13 protein-coding genes and 1 riboswitch are annotated in these 14,744 nt (G+C 67.0%); of the genes, 8 read left to right on the plus strand and 5 right to left on the minus strand.

Annotated elements, in window-relative coordinates; genetic code table 11:
• The first annotated feature begins 11 nt into the window (after positions 1 to 11).
• Entirely contained in the window at positions 12 to 1,706 is a 1,695-nt protein-coding gene (locus AC0L3X_RS08765) for a ShlB/FhaC/HecB family hemolysin secretion/activation protein (RefSeq protein ID WP_063984442.1), read from the plus strand.
• 160 nt (positions 1,707 to 1,866) lie between these two features.
• Here the strand turns inward: AC0L3X_RS08765 and bluB are convergent, their stop codons facing one another.
• From bluB to cobU, 3 genes are read right to left on the minus strand one after another with little or no spacing between them, the layout of a single operon-like run.
• Positions 1,867 to 2,499, minus strand: a complete 633-nt coding sequence (gene bluB / locus AC0L3X_RS08770; protein ID WP_063984441.1) for a 5,6-dimethylbenzimidazole synthase — start codon at positions 2,497 to 2,499, stop codon at positions 1,867 to 1,869.
• Positions 2,500 to 2,503: 4 nt separating this feature from the next.
• Positions 2,504 to 3,286 carry an adenosylcobinamide-GDP ribazoletransferase gene (gene cobS / locus AC0L3X_RS08775; protein WP_283018574.1) on the minus strand — a complete coding sequence of 261 codons (783 nt, stop codon included), beginning with the start codon at positions 3,284 to 3,286 and terminating at the stop codon, positions 2,504 to 2,506.
• Positions 3,283 to 3,789: a bifunctional adenosylcobinamide kinase/adenosylcobinamide-phosphate guanylyltransferase gene (cobU, locus tag AC0L3X_RS08780; RefSeq protein WP_063984439.1), complete on the minus strand. Its 507-nt coding sequence runs from the start codon at positions 3,787 to 3,789 to the stop codon at positions 3,283 to 3,285. Before cobU ends, cobS begins: the two co-directional genes overlap by 4 nt.
• A 121-nt stretch (positions 3,790 to 3,910) precedes the next feature.
• On the opposite strand from cobU, the gene cbiB reads away from it, so the two are divergent.
• Positions 3,911 to 4,852, plus strand: coding sequence for an adenosylcobinamide-phosphate synthase CbiB (gene cbiB / locus AC0L3X_RS08785; RefSeq protein ID WP_063986534.1), 942 nt, complete (start codon positions 3,911 to 3,913; stop codon positions 4,850 to 4,852).
• An 11-nt stretch (positions 4,853 to 4,863) separates the two neighbouring features.
• Positions 4,864 to 5,829, plus strand: a complete 966-nt coding sequence (cobD, locus tag AC0L3X_RS08790) for a threonine-phosphate decarboxylase CobD (protein ID WP_063984438.1) — start codon at positions 4,864 to 4,866, stop codon at positions 5,827 to 5,829.
• On the opposite strand, the gene AC0L3X_RS08795 is transcribed toward cobD, so the two are convergent.
• Positions 5,818 to 7,266 carry a cobyric acid synthase gene (locus AC0L3X_RS08795; RefSeq protein WP_063984437.1) on the minus strand — a complete coding sequence of 483 codons (1,449 nt, stop codon included), beginning with the start codon at positions 7,264 to 7,266 and terminating at the stop codon, positions 5,818 to 5,820. The two genes, cobD and AC0L3X_RS08795, sit on opposite strands and share 12 nt — an antisense overlap.
• Before the next feature lie 23 nt (positions 7,267 to 7,289).
• Positions 7,290 to 7,925, minus strand: coding sequence for a cob(I)yrinic acid a,c-diamide adenosyltransferase (cobO, locus tag AC0L3X_RS08800; RefSeq protein WP_028148472.1), 636 nt, complete (start codon positions 7,923 to 7,925; stop codon positions 7,290 to 7,292).
• 40 nt (positions 7,926 to 7,965) lie between these two features.
• Positions 7,966 to 8,189, plus strand: a riboswitch (cobalamin riboswitch).
• A 96-nt stretch (positions 8,190 to 8,285) separates the two neighbouring features.
• On the opposite strand from cobO, the gene AC0L3X_RS08805 reads away from it, so the two are divergent.
• From AC0L3X_RS08805 to AC0L3X_RS08825, 5 genes are read left to right on the plus strand one after another with little or no spacing between them, the layout of a single operon-like run.
• Entirely contained in the window at positions 8,286 to 8,660 is a 375-nt protein-coding gene (locus AC0L3X_RS08805) for a DUF1636 family protein (RefSeq protein ID WP_028148471.1), read from the plus strand.
• The gene (cobW, locus tag AC0L3X_RS08810) at positions 8,657 to 9,706 is read left to right on the plus strand and encodes a cobalamin biosynthesis protein CobW (RefSeq protein ID WP_063984436.1); all 1,050 of its coding nucleotides are present in this window, start codon (positions 8,657 to 8,659) and stop codon (positions 9,704 to 9,706) included. The genes AC0L3X_RS08805 and cobW overlap by 4 nt, the downstream gene beginning before the upstream one ends.
• Positions 9,706 to 12,954 carry a cobaltochelatase subunit CobN gene (cobN, locus tag AC0L3X_RS08815; protein ID WP_063984435.1) on the plus strand — a complete coding sequence of 1,083 codons (3,249 nt, stop codon included), beginning with the start codon at positions 9,706 to 9,708 and terminating at the stop codon, positions 12,952 to 12,954. The genes cobW and cobN overlap by 1 nt, the downstream gene beginning before the upstream one ends.
• Positions 12,951 to 14,114 carry a precorrin-3B synthase gene (gene cobG, locus AC0L3X_RS08820; RefSeq protein WP_063984434.1) on the plus strand — a complete coding sequence of 388 codons (1,164 nt, stop codon included), beginning with the start codon at positions 12,951 to 12,953 and terminating at the stop codon, positions 14,112 to 14,114. The genes cobN and cobG overlap by 4 nt, the downstream gene beginning before the upstream one ends.
• A complete protein-coding gene (locus AC0L3X_RS08825) occupies positions 14,114 to 14,743 on the plus strand; it encodes a precorrin-8X methylmutase (protein ID WP_063984433.1) in 630 nt (209 codons plus the stop codon). The genes cobG and AC0L3X_RS08825 overlap by 1 nt, the downstream gene beginning before the upstream one ends.
• The last annotated feature ends 1 nt before the right edge of the window (position 14,744 follow it).

The following is a 14,744-nucleotide window of genomic DNA, read 5'->3' on the forward strand; positions in this document are numbered from 1 at the left end:
CGAGATTCGGGATGCGGATTTGGGGGGCCGCGTTGGGGGTGGGGCTTGCAGCTTGCTGCATCGCCCCTTCGCGCGCGCAAGTGCCCTCGATCAATCCCGGCGTGATCCAGAACGACGTCGACCGGCAGCGCCGCCAGCTCGAACGGCAGAGCGCGCCGCCCAAGCTCACCGGTCCCGCGGTGATCGGCGGTGAGCGGGAAAAGTCCCAGCTGCTGAAGCCGGGGGGGCCGAAATTCCGCCTGCGCAAGGTCGAGTTCGACGCATCCAAGTTCATCACGCCGGCAGAGCTGGACGAGATCGCGAAGAAATATGTCGGCAAGAACGTCGACATCGCTGCGCTATTGCAGCTCGTTGCCGACATCAACGCCATCTACACCGAGCGCGGCATCGTCACGGGCATCGCGACGCTGCCTGACCAGGATGCAAAGGGCGGTGTGGTCAAGATCAAGCTGACCGAGGGCCGGCTCCAGAAGACGACCATCGAGGGCAACAAGCAGACCCGCACCGATTACATCCTTCAGCGCGTGAAGGAGCCCGAAGGCGAGGTCCTCGACGTTCCAAAACTCAATCGCGACGTGATCTGGTTCAACCGGACCAACGACGTGCAGATCAAGGCGCTGCTCCAGCCTGGCACGAGTTTTGGCCTGACCGATCTCCAGTTCGCCGTGATCGAGCCGCCGGTCGACACCTTGCAACTCTTCACCGACAACCAGGGCGCGGAGAACACCGGGCGCTGGGAGGGCGGAGCCTTCTACAAGCGCCACGGCCTGTTCGGCGTCGACGACCGCCTGACCTTCTACGGCGTCCGCGCCGACGGCAATCTCAACGGCAACGCCGCCTACAGCATTCCGGTCAATCCCTGGGGTGGCCGCGTCGGCGTCAGCTATACCGAAGGCAAGATCAAGATCATCCAGGGACCGTTCGTCGCGCTCGACGTCACCGGACGCTCGAGCCAGGCCGCGGTCAATTTCAGCCAGCCGGTCTGGGTGACGCAGAACTGGCTGATATTGCTCAACGCCGCTGAGACCGAGGGCAAGACGGTCAGCCGCTTCGCCACGGTCTCCGTGACCGACGACCATTACGACAAGGCCACCGCCGGGCTGTCAGTGACCAATTCCGGCAACACCTATTCGATCACGGTCTCGCCGGCGGTGAACTACATCACCTGGCATGATTATGTGCTCGGCAACAACCGCGCGTTCAACACCTATACCGGCTCGCTGATCGCGACCAGCGCGGCGGGGCCGCAGAATTTCAGCGCCAATGTGCTGGCGAGCTGGCAGTACACGCAGGAAAAGCTGCTGCCGGGCGACCAGATATTCTCGATCGGCGGTCCCACCACCGTGCGCGGCTATCCCTCCAACTCCGCATCCGGCGACAGCGGCTATTATTTCAACGCCGAGCTGCACTACAATTGGTCGTCGTGGCTCAAGGGGTTCGACACCTACATCTTCACCGACTGGGGCGCAGTCTATTCGACATTCCCGGGGGTTACCGAGCTCGCTTCGGTCGGCGTCGGCTTCTCATGGACCTATGCGTCGTTCATGACGTTCGAGGCGAATTACGCGACGCCGTTGAAGATGGCCGTCTCGACCCAGAACCATTACGAGGCCTATGGCCGCGTCATCTTCCGACCGTTGTTGATGTTCCAGAAGCAGGAGAGCCCTGCGCCGGTGGCGGCTGCCGCCGGCAAGAGCAGGTCGTAGCGACAAGCCGCCTCTCTCTCCGTCGTCATTGCGAGGAGCCCGCGACAAAATTGCAAAGCAATTTTGCGCTGGTACGACGAAGCAATCCAGAATCCCTCCGCGGAGACAGCCTGGATTGCTTCGCTACGCTCGCAATGACGGAGGATGGAGCGGGGGCGCCTCAACGCCGCAGCGTGAATTCCTCCGCGCCGCGCCGGTGTTCCCATTTCGCCTGCTCGAGCTCCGGCTGGTCGCATTCGACTTCCGGATAGCCGATGCAGAGATAGGCGATGAACTTCCAGGTCTCAGGCACGTCGAGAGTGGTGTGAACGCGCTGCGGATTGAGGATCGACACCCAGCCGAGGCCGATGCCGTCGGCGCGCGCCGCGAGCCACATCGCGGTGATCGCGGCCACCACGGAATATTCCGTCGTCTCCGGCATGGTCGCGCGGCCGAGCCCGTGGCCGATGTCGCTCGCCTTGTCCGCGAACACGGCGAGGTGGCCGGGGGCCTGTTCGAGACCGGACAGCTTTAGTGTCGCATAGCGCGCGGCGCGCTCACCGGCATAGGCATTCAGCGCATCGGCGTTGCATGCCCTGAAGTCGTCGATCACGGCGCGGCGCCGTGCGGCATCTTCAACGACAACGAAGCGCCAGGGCTGGCTCAGGCCGACCGAGGGCGAGAGACAGGCGGTCTCGATCAGGCGATCGATGGTGCCGGCCGGCAGCGGATCGGCGCGGAAGCGGCGCACGTCGCGGCGCCACACGAACAGCTCGCGCAAATGTTGGCGGAAGGTGTCGTCGAACTCGACCATGAGATCAGCCTCCCATCCGGAAGGATGCCGCCACCAGCAGAATGAGGATCTCGCCGGTCTGCTCGAATGCGCCGAGGATGTCGCCGGTCTGCCCGCCGATCTGGCGGATGGCAAGCCGCGCCAGCATCAAGCCGGCGAGCGACAGCAGGATCAGGCTGACCAGCGCCTTGCCAGGCCCGAGCGCGAGGGCGAGGGCGAGCGTTCCAGCAGCGAAAGCGATGGCGACGCTGCGGCCCGGCGGCGATCCCGCGCTTGCCGACAGTCCATCAGATCGTGCCGGCGGGACCAGCGACATGAAAGCCGGCACGCCCGCGCGGGCGGCAGTGTGCGCGGCGCACAGCGCGAGCGCGACGGCCCAGGGATTGGCGATCGCCGCGAGCGCGCTCCAGCGCAGACCGAACGACAGGATCAGCGCGCAGACGCCATAGGTGCCGATCCGGCTGTCGCGCATGATCTCGAGCTTGCGCTCGCGCGTCCGGCCGCCGCCGAGCCCGTCGGCGGTATCGGCAAGGCCGTCCTCATGCAGCGCGCCGGTGATGAGCGCGGTCGCGGCCAGCGTGAGCAGGGCGGCGAGGTTCGGTGTCAGTCCGAACCGGCTGGAGACCTTGTAGACCAAGGCGCCCGCGAGGCCGACCAGCAGCCCCGCGACGGGGAGTGCCCAGGTTGCGCGCGCGACGGCGCCGTCAGCCGCGGACTTCGACGATGCGACGGGGAGGATCGTCACGAACGATGCCGCCATCCTGAGATCGGCGATAATCTCTTTGAAAAGCTCGGCGCGCGGCATCATTTCAGTTTCATCGGCAGGCCGGCCACGACGAACTCGACTTCGTCGGAAACCGCCGCGATGACCTGGTTCATGATTCCGGCGGCGTCGCGATAGCTGCGCGCCAGCGCGTTGTCGGGGACGATACCGAGGCCGACCTCGTTGGTGACGAAAATGACGGGGCTCTTCTGGCCGCCCATGAAAGCGGCGAGCTTCATGAGTTCGTGTTCCCAGTCACGCCCCGCATGCATGATGTTGGAGAGCCACAAGGTCAGGCAATCCACCAGCCTTGGGCCGGCGCCATCGGTCTCGATCAGAGCTTGCAGGAGATCGAGTGGTACCTCTCGCTCGATCCAGTCGACGGCCGCGCGCTTGGCTCGATGCTTGGCGATGCGCACCTCCATTTCGGCATCGAGCGCCTCGGCCGTCGCGATGTAGATGGGCTGGCCCGGAAAGCTGCGCGCGCGCTTTTCCGCGTGGGCGCTCTTGCCCGATCGTGCTCCGCCGGTGATCAAGATGACGGCCATAAAGGTCTCCTGTGGGCCTGACTAATCACCAATCGCGGCCAAAGACAAAGCCGAAATCAGGCGGCCGGGGGCTTGCGCTCCGCCTTCGCTTTGCGCAACAGGGGCGGGACAGGAGGTGGGCGTGGGTTTTGCAGGGGCGATGGCGGTGGCGATGGCGGTGGATGCCCTGCTGGGCTGGCCGTCGTGGCTGTTCGCGCGGATCGGCCATCCCGTGACCTGGCTGGGCCGGCTGATCGGCGCCATCGACGCCGCCTGGAATCGCGATTCCGATCCGCCGGCATTTCGCCGTGCTGCGGGCGTGGCTGGAGCGCTTCTGGTGATTGCGATCTCGGTCGCAATCGGCTGGGTACTTCAGTCCTTGCTCCCCTGGGGATGGATGGAGATCATACTCGTGGGTGTGCTGGCCTGGCCGCTGGTCGCCTTGCGCTCGCTCCATGATCATGTCGCTGCCGTCGCGAAGCCGTTGCTGGCCGGCGACATCGCTGCTGCGCGCGATGCGGTTTCGCGCATCGTCGGACGCGATCCCGCAACGCTCGACGAAGCCGGCATCGCGCGCGCGGCTATCGAGAGCCTTGCGGAAAACGCCTCCGACGGCATCGTGGCGCCGGTGTTCTGGGGCGCGCTGTTCGGACTGCCCGGCATTTTGGGCTACAAGGCGATCAACACGCTGGACTCCATGATCGGCCATCGCAACGAGCGCCACGAAGCTTTTGGCTGGGCCGCGGCACGGATCGACGATGTCGCAAACTTCATTCCGGCGCGGCTGACCGGCTTTCTGTTCGTCCTGTTGGCGTCGCGGCGCTCGGAGGCGCTGTCGTGCATGACGCGCGATGCCCGCCGTCACCGCTCGCCCAATGCCGGCTGGCCGGAAGCGGCCATGGCCGGGGGGCTTGGCGTGCGGCTCAGCGGCCCCCGCATCTATCACGGCAGCATCACCAACGAACCCTGGCTCAACGATGGCGCGCGCGATCCGCTTGCCGCGGACATCAGCCGGGGGTTGACGATCTACCGCCGCGCCATGCTGCTGCTCGCCGGCATCCTTGCGATCCTGGCCTTCGCGTGAAAGAACGGGGCATGCGCGAGCACGGTGGAAATCTCGATCTGGCCCAGCAGCGATTTGGCGGGCGCGCGGAGGACTGGATCGATCTGTCGACCGGGATCAACCGCCTGCCTTATCCCGTGGGCGAGGTGAGCGCGCGCGCGTGGAACGCGCTGCCGTCGCGGGCCGAGATCGAGAGCCTGCATCAGGCCGCGCAGCACGCTTACGGCACAAGCGCGCCGCTCGTCGCGATGGGTGGTGCGCAGGCCGCCATTCAATTGCTGCCGCAACTGGCGCCAGCCGGCCGCGCGCGCATCCTTGCGCCGACCTACAATGAATATGCCGGGGTCTTGTCGATTGCGGGTTGGGATGTCCAGGAGGTCGGCGAGCTCGACGCGCTGGCGGGCGCGGATCTCGCCGTCGTCGTCAATCCCAACAATCCCGATGGCCGGCGTTTTGCGCCAAAGGATTTGCTGGCGCTGCTGCCGCGCGTCGGCCGTCTCGTCATCGACGAGAGTTTTGCCGATGCTGCCCCGCAGCTGTCGCTCGCATCCGAGGCGGATCGGCCTGGACTGCTGGTCCTGCGCTCCTTCGGCAAATTCTATGGTCTTGCCGGCCTGAGGCTTGGGTTTGCGCTCGGCAATGCGGCCGACATCGCCAAGCTCGCGGCGGCGTCAGGTCCGTGGCCGGTGTCGGGAGCGGCGATCGCGATCGGCTGCCGCGCCTTGCGTGACGACGCCTGGGCCGAGGCGACGTCAGCGCGGCTCGCACGCGACTGTGCCCGCCTCGACGACATCGTGCAGTCGCAAGGCTGGCGGCTCGTCGGTGGTGCGCCGCTGTTTCGTCTCTACGAGACGCCTGATGCGCTTGCTGCGCAGGAGAAACTGGCGCGTAGCCAAATCTGGTCGCGCGTATTCGCGAAAGAGCCGGCATGGCTGCGCCTCGGGCTTCCCGGCAGCGAAGCCGAATGGACGCGCCTTGCCGAGGCGCTAGCGCGCTAGCGCGAGCAGGCCGCCGACGTCGAGATGCTGTTCGATGTGATCGGCGAGGGCATCGAGCGCGCTCTCAACCCTGCTGTGATAAGGCTCGTCGCCTGCCGGAATGTCGAGCTTTGCGAGATACGCCTTGCGGAAATCGTCCGACGTGAACAGGCCGTGCAAATAGCTGCCCTGCACGCGGCCATCGCGCGAGATCGCGCCCTCCGGCTCCCCATTCAGTTTCGCAAACGGGCGCGCGCGATCCGGTCCGTCGGTGCGGCCGATGTGGATTTCGTAGGCGTCGATCGGCTGGTCCGTGGCGGCATGCACGGCCGCGACGCGCGTCAGCGTCTTCTGCGGGCTCATCATTGTGGCGACGTCCAGAAGTCCGAGACCCGGCGTATCGCCTGCGGGACCTTCGATGCCGTCAGGGTCGGCGACGCTGCGCCCGAGCATCTGATAGCCGCCGCAGAGGCCAAGCACATGGCCGCCGCGGCGATGATGCGCCAGGAGATCGATGTCCCAGCCCTGCGCGCGCAGGAAGGCGAGATCGCCGCGGGTGGATTTCGAGCCGGGGATGATGACGAGGCGGACGTCGCCGGGGATGGCTTCGCCCGGCCGCACCATCACGAGATCGACGCCAGGTTCGAGTTTCAGCGGATCAAGATCATCGAAATTGGCGATCCGCGACAGCGCGAGGCAGGCGATCTTGCACTGGCCTGGCTTGCGCGCGTCGCTCAGCCCCAGCGCATCCTCGGCCGGCAGCTCGCCGGCGCGCGCGAACCAGGGCAGTACGCCGAGGCCGCGCCACGCGGTCTTCTGCTCGATCAGCTTGTAGCCGTCGTCGAACAGCGAGGGGTCGCCGCGGAACTTGTTGATGACGAAACCCTCGATCATCGCGGCATCGTCGGGGTCGATCACCGTCTTGATGCCGACGAGCTGGGCGATGACGCCGCCGCGGTCGATGTCGCCGACCAGCACGACGGGCACGTCGGCCTTGCGCGCAAAGCCCATATTGGCGATGTCGGCCTTGCGCAGGTTGACCTCGGCCGGGCTGCCGGCGCCTTCGACCAGGACCAGATCGGCGCGCGCTTTCAGCCTCTCGAAACTTTCCAGCACCGCGCCCATCAGCGACGGTTTCATCGCCGCATATTCGCGCGCCCGCGCGGCCGCGATGCGCTTTCCCTGCACGATCACCTGCGCGCCGACGTCGGTCTCGGGCTTGAGCAGCACCGGATTCATGTCGGTGTGCGGCTCGACACCGGCGGCGAGCGCCTGCAGAGCCTGCGCGCGGCCGATCTCGCCGCCGTCGACGGTCACGGCCGCGTTGTTCGACATGTTCTGCGGCTTGAAGGGCAGCACGCGCAGGCCGCGCCGCGTGAAGGCGCGGGCGAGGCCGGCGACGATGAGCGACTTGCCCACGTCCGAGCCGGCCCCCTGGATCATCAATGCGCGCGCCATGGTGTTTTCAGAATCTGGCGTCGTCAGAACTCGACGCCGGCTTGCGCCTTGATGCCGGAGCGGAAGGGGTGCTTGACCAGCGTCATCTCGGTGACGAGATCGGCGATCTCGATCAGCTCGTCCTTGGCATTGCGCCCGGTGAGCACGACATGCGTCATCGGCGGCTTGTGCGTTTTCAGGAAGTCGACGACCTCGGCGATGTCGAGATAGTCGTAGCGCAGCGCGATGTTGATCTCGTCGAGCACGACCATGCGCAGATTGGAATCTGATATCAGCTCCTTGGCCTTCGCCCAGCCGGCCTGCGCCGCGGCGATGTCGCGGGCGCGGTCCTGCGTCTCCCAGGTGAAACCTTCGCCCATCGCATGGAACTGGCAGAGCTCGCCGAAATGGCCGGTGAGCAGGCGCCGCTCGCCGGTGTCCCAGGCGCCCTTGATGAACTGCACGACCGCGCAGGGGAAGCCATGGGCGACACAGCGGACGATCATGCCGAAAGCGGAGGAGGACTTGCCCTTGCCGGCGCCGGTGTGGACGATGATGAGGCCCTTCTCGCCGCTCTTGGTCGCCATGATCTTGTCGCGGGCGACCTTGATTTTCGCCATTTTCGCGGCGTGGCGGGCGTCGGTTTCCTCGGCCGTTTGGGTATCCGGTTCAGGCGTCATCTGACAGGGTCCTTCGGCTTGACAAGAGGCGGCCGGGGGCAAATGGTGGCCCGGCGTTGGTTCCTGTCCTATGACAGGCGAAGAGGGAATGCGATAGGGTCCGAATCGACAAGATTCGGCTCCAAACTGCAGCCGCCCCCGCGACCGTGACCGGAGAGATGCCCGAGGCCACTGATCCCCCGCAGGGGATCGGGAAGGCGGGGATCGAAGGGCCAAAAGCCCTGCTCCGCAAGCCGGGAGACCTGCCAGCGCGGACGAGTTTTGGACCGGCGGACGGGGTGTTCCGCGACGGGGAAACGGACCTTCGGGGGAATGGTCCGTGTGCCTCTTCGCCTCCCGCTGTTTATCCTGGAAGAGGCGATGACCGTCACACTTCACGTCTGTATTACCTGCCGTGCCGGCCAGACGCTCGACGAGGGTGAGACGACGCCCGGCAAGCGCCTGCATGGTGCGATCCTCGACGCCGGCGTGCCTGAGGGCGTCAATGTGGTTCCCGTTGAATGCCTGTCGGCATGCAGCCAGGGTTGCTCGGTTGCGCTCAGCGCGCCCGGCCGCTGGTCCTATGTCTATGGCCGTCTGTCAGAGGCCCATGCGAGCGACGTGGTCGCGGGTGCTGCGGCCTATGCCGCCGCGCCCGATGGCCTCGTGCCCTGGCGCAGCCGTCCCGAAATCTTCCGCAAGCAGTCGCTTGCCCGCATTCCCCCCATTGCCGTGTTGCCGGAGGCCGCCGAATGAACTCGCTCGCAAAAGTCCCTGTGACGGTGGTCACCGGTTTTCTCGGCTCAGGCAAGACGACGCTGATCCAGCATCTGCTCGCAAACCCTGACGGCAAGAAGCTCGCGGTGCTCGTCAACGAGTTCGGCAGCGAGGGCGTCGACGGCGAGATCCTGAAATCCTGCGCCGATGCCAACTGCCCGGAGGAGAACATCGTCGAGCTCGCCAATGGCTGCATCTGCTGCACCGTTGCGGACGATTTCATTCCGACCATGGAAAAGCTCTTGGCGCGGCCGGTGCGGCCCGATCACATCCTGATCGAGACCTCGGGCCTGGCGCTGCCGAAGCCGCTGTTGAAGGCGTTCGACTGGCCGGAGATCCGCTCGCGGATCACGGTCGACGGCGTGATTGCGCTCGCCGATGCCGAGGCTGTCGCCGCCGGCCGTTTTGCGCCGGACCCGGCTGCGGTGGAAGCGCAGCGCGCGGCGGATGGAAATCTCGATCACGAGACGCCGCTGTCGGAAGTGTTCGAGGACCAGATCGCCTGCGCCGACATCGTGCTGCTGACCAAGGCTGATCTTGCGGGGCCCGCAGGGATCGAAGCCGCCAAAGCCGCCATCACCGCGGAGATGCCGCGCCGCGTGCCGATGCTATCCGTCACCGATGGCGCGATCGATGCGCGTGTCATCCTTGGCCTCGGCGCTGCCGCAGAGAACGATCTCGCCGCGCGCCCCTCGCATCACGACGGCGAGGAGGATCACGAGCACGACGATTTCGCCTCCGTCGTGATCGATCTTCCGGAGGTTACCGACATCGAAGCATTGGTCGCATCGGTGCAGCGTCTTTCGCGCGAGCAGAACGTGCTGCGCGTCAAGGGCTATATCGCGGTCGCGGGCAAGCCGATGCGCCTGTTGCTGCAAGCGGTCGGCGAGCGCGTGCGCCACCAGTTCGACAAGCCCTGGGGCGCAGCTCTCAGGCAGTCGAAGCTCGTCGTGATCGGCGAGCACGGCGATATCGACGAGGCCGCGATCAAGGTCGGACTTGGGCTTTCAGGATCTGGTATCTGATGCACGTCGTCTTCCGCGAGAGCCGCGGTCTCGAGGAGACTGCGACGCCAAGGGACATCGGCCAGGACCCGGCCGATCTCGTGGTGCTCTCGTACTCGGATTCCGACCTTGCCGCGTTCGCGGCCGGCTGGCGGCGCGGCCGCAACAGCCTGCCGTCGCTGCGGCTCGCCAATCTCGCGGAGCTGCGTCATCCGTTGTCGGTCGACACCTATGTCGAGCGCACGCTGTCGCAGGCACGCGGCATCCTGGTGCGCCTGATCGGCGGTGAATCCTATTGGCCGTACGGGCTCGCGGCCCTGCAGCAGCTGGCGAAGGACCGCAATATCGTGCTGGCCGTGCTGCCGGCCGACGGCCGCGACGACACGCGGCTCGATGCCTACTCGACCCTGCCGGTTTCGACGCTGCGCCGGCTCAAGGTGCTCTGTGACACCGGCGGTCCTGTTGCAGCGCAGGCCGCGATCGCGCAGCTCGCGTTGGCCTCGGGCCTTTACGCAGGCCCGGTCGTCGGCGAGATGAACCTGCCTGAGATGGGCTTTTACGATCCCGCGCGTGGCGTCATTGCTGCGCCGATGGCAGGCGAGGGAAAGCCGCTCGCGTTCGTGACCTTCTATCGCTCCTATCTCACCGCCGCGGATACCGGGCCGGTCGACGCCCTGATCGCGGCGCTGCGCGAGCGCGGCTTTGACGCGTACGGCGCGTTCGTCACCTCGCTGAAGGCTCCGGGCGTTGCGGACTGGCTGCGGACCTATTTCGCGACGAATCCTCCGGCCGCGATCGTCAACGCGACGGCGTTCTCGGCGATGGGCGACGACGGCACGACACCGTTCGATGCTGCATCATGTCCCGTCTTCCAGGTCGCGCTCTCATCGGCACGGCGCGAAGACTGGGCGGAGTCGCTGCGCGGCCTGTCGCCCGGCGATCTCGCGATGCATGTGGTGCTGCCGGAGGTCGACGGCCGCCTGTTCGCGGGCGTGGTGAGTTTCAAATCGGCCGCGGAGCGTGATCCCGATCTGCAATTTTCGCATCTGGCGCACCGGCCCGACGAGGAGCGCGTCAAGGCCGTCGCCGCGCGCGTTGCGGCCTGGCGGCGCCTCGCGGCGACGCCAGCCGCCGAGAAGCGGGTGGCGCTCGTGCTCTCGAACTACCCGGGCCGTCCGCATCAGATCGCGCATGCCGTCGGGCTCGATGCGCTGGCGTCGGTGGAGGCATTGCTGTCTGACCTGACAGAGGCCGGCTTCGATGTTGTGCCGGTCTCCGCACTTGGCGAAACGTTGCTGAAGCAGCAACTGACCTGGAGCGTCGCCGACTACCGCGCGGCGCTCTCGCGCCTGCCGCAAGCCTTGCAGGATGATCTCGCGCAGGCCTGGGGCGCGCCGGAGGATGACCCGAGCTGTCGCGACGGTGCATTTCAATTCGCAGCCGTCGCAAGTGGCCGATCGATCATCGCGGTTCAGCCCGAGCGCGGCGATGCGACCACGCGCGATGCCGACTATCACGATCTTGCCCGCACACCGCGCCATGCCTATGTCGCGTTCTATCTCTGGTTCCGCGGGCAGGCCATCGATGCCGTTGTGCACATGGGCGCCCATGGCACGCTGGAATGGCTGCCCGGAAAATCCGTGGCGCTGTCCTCACATTGCTGGCCGGAAGCCCTGATCGGCGATCTGCCGGTCATCTATCCCTTCATCGTCAACGATCCCGGCGAGGCCGCGCAGGCCAAGCGGCGCTTGGGTGCCGTCACCATCGGCCATCTGCCGCCGCCGCTGGAACAATCCGCGGTGCCGGACGGCCTACGCCGGCTCGAACGTCTGCTGGACGAATATTCGACCGCCGATGGCCTCGACCCCGCCAGACGTCAGCGTCTGATCGCCGCGATTCGCGACGAAGCGCGTGCGGCGGGCCTCGAGGACGATCTCGGTCTCGATGCATCGGCTGCACCGGCGGAAGCGATCCCGCGGATCGATCGCTTCGTCTGCGATCTCAAGGAGAGCCAGTTCGGCGACGGGTTGCACGTGTTCGGCCGCGGCACTTGCGCCGACGCGGAGCGCGATGCGTTGCGTTCCGCCCTCGCGGGGCAGCGCGTTGCGCCGGGGCCGTCGGGCTCGCCGTATCGCGGACGCCAGGACGTTCTGCCCACGGGGCGCAATCTCTTTGCCGTCGATCCGCGAGCGGTGCCGACGCCGTCGGCGCATGCGCAAGGCATCAGGCTTGCGGAAGAGCTGCTGCGTCGCCATTTGCAGGATCACGGCGACTGGCCGAAAGGCCTCGTGGTCGATCTCTGGGGCTCGGCGACGATGCGGACCGCCGGCGAGGAGTTCGCCATGGCGCTGCATCTTGCCGGCCTTGCGCCGCACTGGGATCACGCCTCCGGCCGCGTCACCGGCTACGACATCATCGCGCCGGCCGAGCTCGGGCGCCCCCGTATCGACGTCACGCTCCGCGTGTCGGGCCTGTTCCGCGATGTCTTCTCCGGCCTTGCGCAATTGTTCGAGGCCGCCGCCGAGACGCTCGCAACGCGCGAGGATGAGGGCGACGAGAATCCCTATCGCCACCGCGCCTCGCGCGTGTTCGCGCCGCGTCCCGGACAATATGGCGTCGGCCTGTCCGCGATCCCCGATGCCTTCACGGCCGAGACGCGTGATGCCGCCGGCGAAGCCTGGCTTTCGGCATCGTCCTGGGCGTTCTCGGCGGACGGTGCGATGCAGCCGGATCGTGCCGGCATCGAGACGCGGCTCGCAGCCGCCGATGCTTTCGTGCACGTCCAGGACTTGCCGGAGACCGATCTTCTGCTCGCCGCGGATTACGCCGCGCATGAAGCAGGCATCGCGGCGGCCGCAGCGCATCTCGGTGCGGCAGGACCATCGCTCTATCACCTCGATACGACGCGGCCCGAGCAGCCGCACGCGCGGACGCTGACCGAGGAAATCTCCCGTGTCGTTCGCGCACGCGCGGCCAATCCGGCCTGGATCGCCGGCATGATGCGGCATGGTTTTCGCGGCGCCGCCGAGATTACCGCGACGCTGGAGCACATGGCCGCCTTCGCGCATCTGGCCGGCGCCGTACCGCCGCATCTGTTCGATCTCTACTACGATGCGACGCTCGGCGACGCCGATGTCCGCAGCTTCATGGCCCGCGAGAATCCGGCGGCGCTCGCCGCGATGGAGACCTGCTTCACACGCCTGCACGAAGCCTCGCTCTGGCGAACGCGCCGCAATTCGATCGCGGCTGCGCTGAAGGAGGCTTCATGAGTGCGGCCGCGATCAAGGGCTGGTGTCCCGGCGCGTTGCGCCCGATGCAATCGGGCGATGGGCTCGTGGTTCGCGTGCGCCCGTTCGGCGGAAGGCTTGAAGCCGCCCAAGTCGCCGGCCTTGCCGAGCTCGCCGAACGCTACGGCAATGGTCTCATCGATGTGACGAGCCGCGCCAACCTCCAGATCAGAGGCGTCAGCGAGCAGGGCCATCGCCGGCTGCTCGATGGACTCGCGTTGCTGCGGCTGCTCGACCCCGATTCCGACATCGAAGCCCGGCGCAACATTTTGGTGACGCCGTTCTGGAACAGCGGTGACGAGACACAGGCGCTCGCCGCGGAGCTTGAGGAAGCGCTCGCGGACAGCACGCTCGATCTTCCCACAAAGTTCGGCTTCGCCATCGACGATGGAAAGTCGCGCGTACTCGCCGGCGATTCCGCCGACGTGCGCATCGAACGCGATCGCGGCGGCCGGCTCGTGGTGCGGGCCGATGGCGCAAGGCTGGGCCGCTCCGTCGCGCGCGGTGAGGCCGTGAGTACGGCGCTCGCGCTCGCCAACTGGTTCATCACGTCCGGCGGCGCGAAGGGCGGGCGAGGGCGCATGGCAGCTCATGTCGCGGCCGGCGCGGAATTGCCGGAGTCGTTGAGCGGCGAAACCGAGCCTGCTCCGGTCATGGCGGCGTCACGACCCGGTCATTATCCGCATGGCGCCCTGGTCGGCGTCGCGTTCGGGCAGATGCTGCACACGACGCTCCATCAGTTTTCCGGGTGCGGACATGCGCTGCGCATGACGCCATGGCGGATGGTGTTGAGCGAGGGCAAGCGCGAGATGCCGAGTGGGGCAGGCCTCATCACCGAGCCGTATGATCCGGCGCTGCGCGTCATCGCTTGTAGCGGCGCTCCGCGCTGCCGCGAGGCGCATGCCGATACCCGCGCGCTCGCTTCCGCCCTTGCGCCGCGCATCGCCCTCGATACGCGGCTGCACGTCTCCGGCTGCGCCAAGGGCTGCGCGCGTTCCGGTGCGTCCGCGGTGACGCTGGTTGCGACCAGCGCCGGATTCGATCTCGTCCGCGACGGCTCGACTCGCGATGAGCCGGTTCTGCGCGGCCTCAATGGTGCCGACATCGTCAGCGATCCCTCCATCCTGGTCGGAGGCCACTGATGCCGCACACCTACGAGACCGACGGTGCGGCGATCTATCGGCAGTCTTTTGCTACCATCCGGGCTGAAGCGGACCTTGCGCGCTTTTCGCCGGACGAGGAGCAGGTCGTGGTGCGGATGATCCACGCCGCCGGCATGGTGGGCCTCGAGGCGCATATCCGCTTCACATCAGGCATGGTGACGGCCGCACGCGCGGCCTTGCAGAAGGGCGCGCCGATCCTGTGCGACGCGCGCATGGTCTCGGAAGGAATTACGCGCGCGAGATTGCCTGCGGCCAACGCCGTGATCTGCACGCTCGGCGACGAAGCCGTTCCCGCGCTCGCGCAGTCCATGCGCAACACGCGCTCGGCCGCGGCGCTGGAGTTGTGGCGACCGCATCTCGACGGCGCAATCGTTGCGATCGGTAACGCGCCGACCGCGCTGTTTCATCTCCTCAACATGCTCGAGGACCCGGGCTGCCCACGGCCTGCGGCGATCATCGGTTGTCCCGTCGGCTTCGTCGGCGCGGCCGAATCCAAGGCTGCGCTGATCGCCGATCCGCCGGTGCCGGCGCTGACAGTCGAGGGCCGCCTCGGGGGCTCCGCGATCGCGGTCGCCGCCGTGAATGCACTGGCGAGCCGGAGCGAATAGC

The sequence above is a fragment of the Bradyrhizobium sp. MI1.7 genome, assembly GCF_055811795.1.

Bases quoted from the DNA above. Each gene is read 5' to 3' on its own strand.
- AC0L3X_RS08765 (WP_063984442.1), top strand. From the start codon at position 12: ATGCGGATTTGGGGGGCCGCGTTGGGGGTGGGGCTTGCAGCTTGCTGC.
- bluB (WP_063984441.1), bottom strand. From the start codon at position 2,499: ATGGTCGAGTTCGACGACACCTTCCGCCAACATTTGCGCGAGCTGTTC.
- cobS (WP_283018574.1), bottom strand. From the start codon at position 3,286: ATGATGCCGCGCGCCGAGCTTTTCAAAGAGATTATCGCCGATCTCAGG.
- cobU (WP_063984439.1), bottom strand. From the start codon at position 3,789: ATGGCCGTCATCTTGATCACCGGCGGAGCACGATCGGGCAAGAGCGCC.
- cobD (WP_063984438.1), top strand. From the start codon at position 4,864: ATGCGCGAGCACGGTGGAAATCTCGATCTGGCCCAGCAGCGATTTGGC.
- AC0L3X_RS08795 (WP_063984437.1), bottom strand. From the start codon at position 7,266: ATGGCGCGCGCATTGATGATCCAGGGGGCCGGCTCGGACGTGGGCAAG.
- cobO (WP_028148472.1), bottom strand. From the start codon at position 7,925: ATGACGCCTGAACCGGATACCCAAACGGCCGAGGAAACCGACGCCCGC.
- AC0L3X_RS08805 (WP_028148471.1), top strand. From the start codon at position 8,286: ATGACCGTCACACTTCACGTCTGTATTACCTGCCGTGCCGGCCAGACG.
- cobW (WP_063984436.1), top strand. From the start codon at position 8,657: ATGAACTCGCTCGCAAAAGTCCCTGTGACGGTGGTCACCGGTTTTCTC.
- cobN (WP_063984435.1), top strand. From the start codon at position 9,706: ATGCACGTCGTCTTCCGCGAGAGCCGCGGTCTCGAGGAGACTGCGACG.
- cobG (WP_063984434.1), top strand. From the start codon at position 12,951: ATGAGTGCGGCCGCGATCAAGGGCTGGTGTCCCGGCGCGTTGCGCCCG.
- AC0L3X_RS08825 (WP_063984433.1), top strand. From the start codon at position 14,114: ATGCCGCACACCTACGAGACCGACGGTGCGGCGATCTATCGGCAGTCT.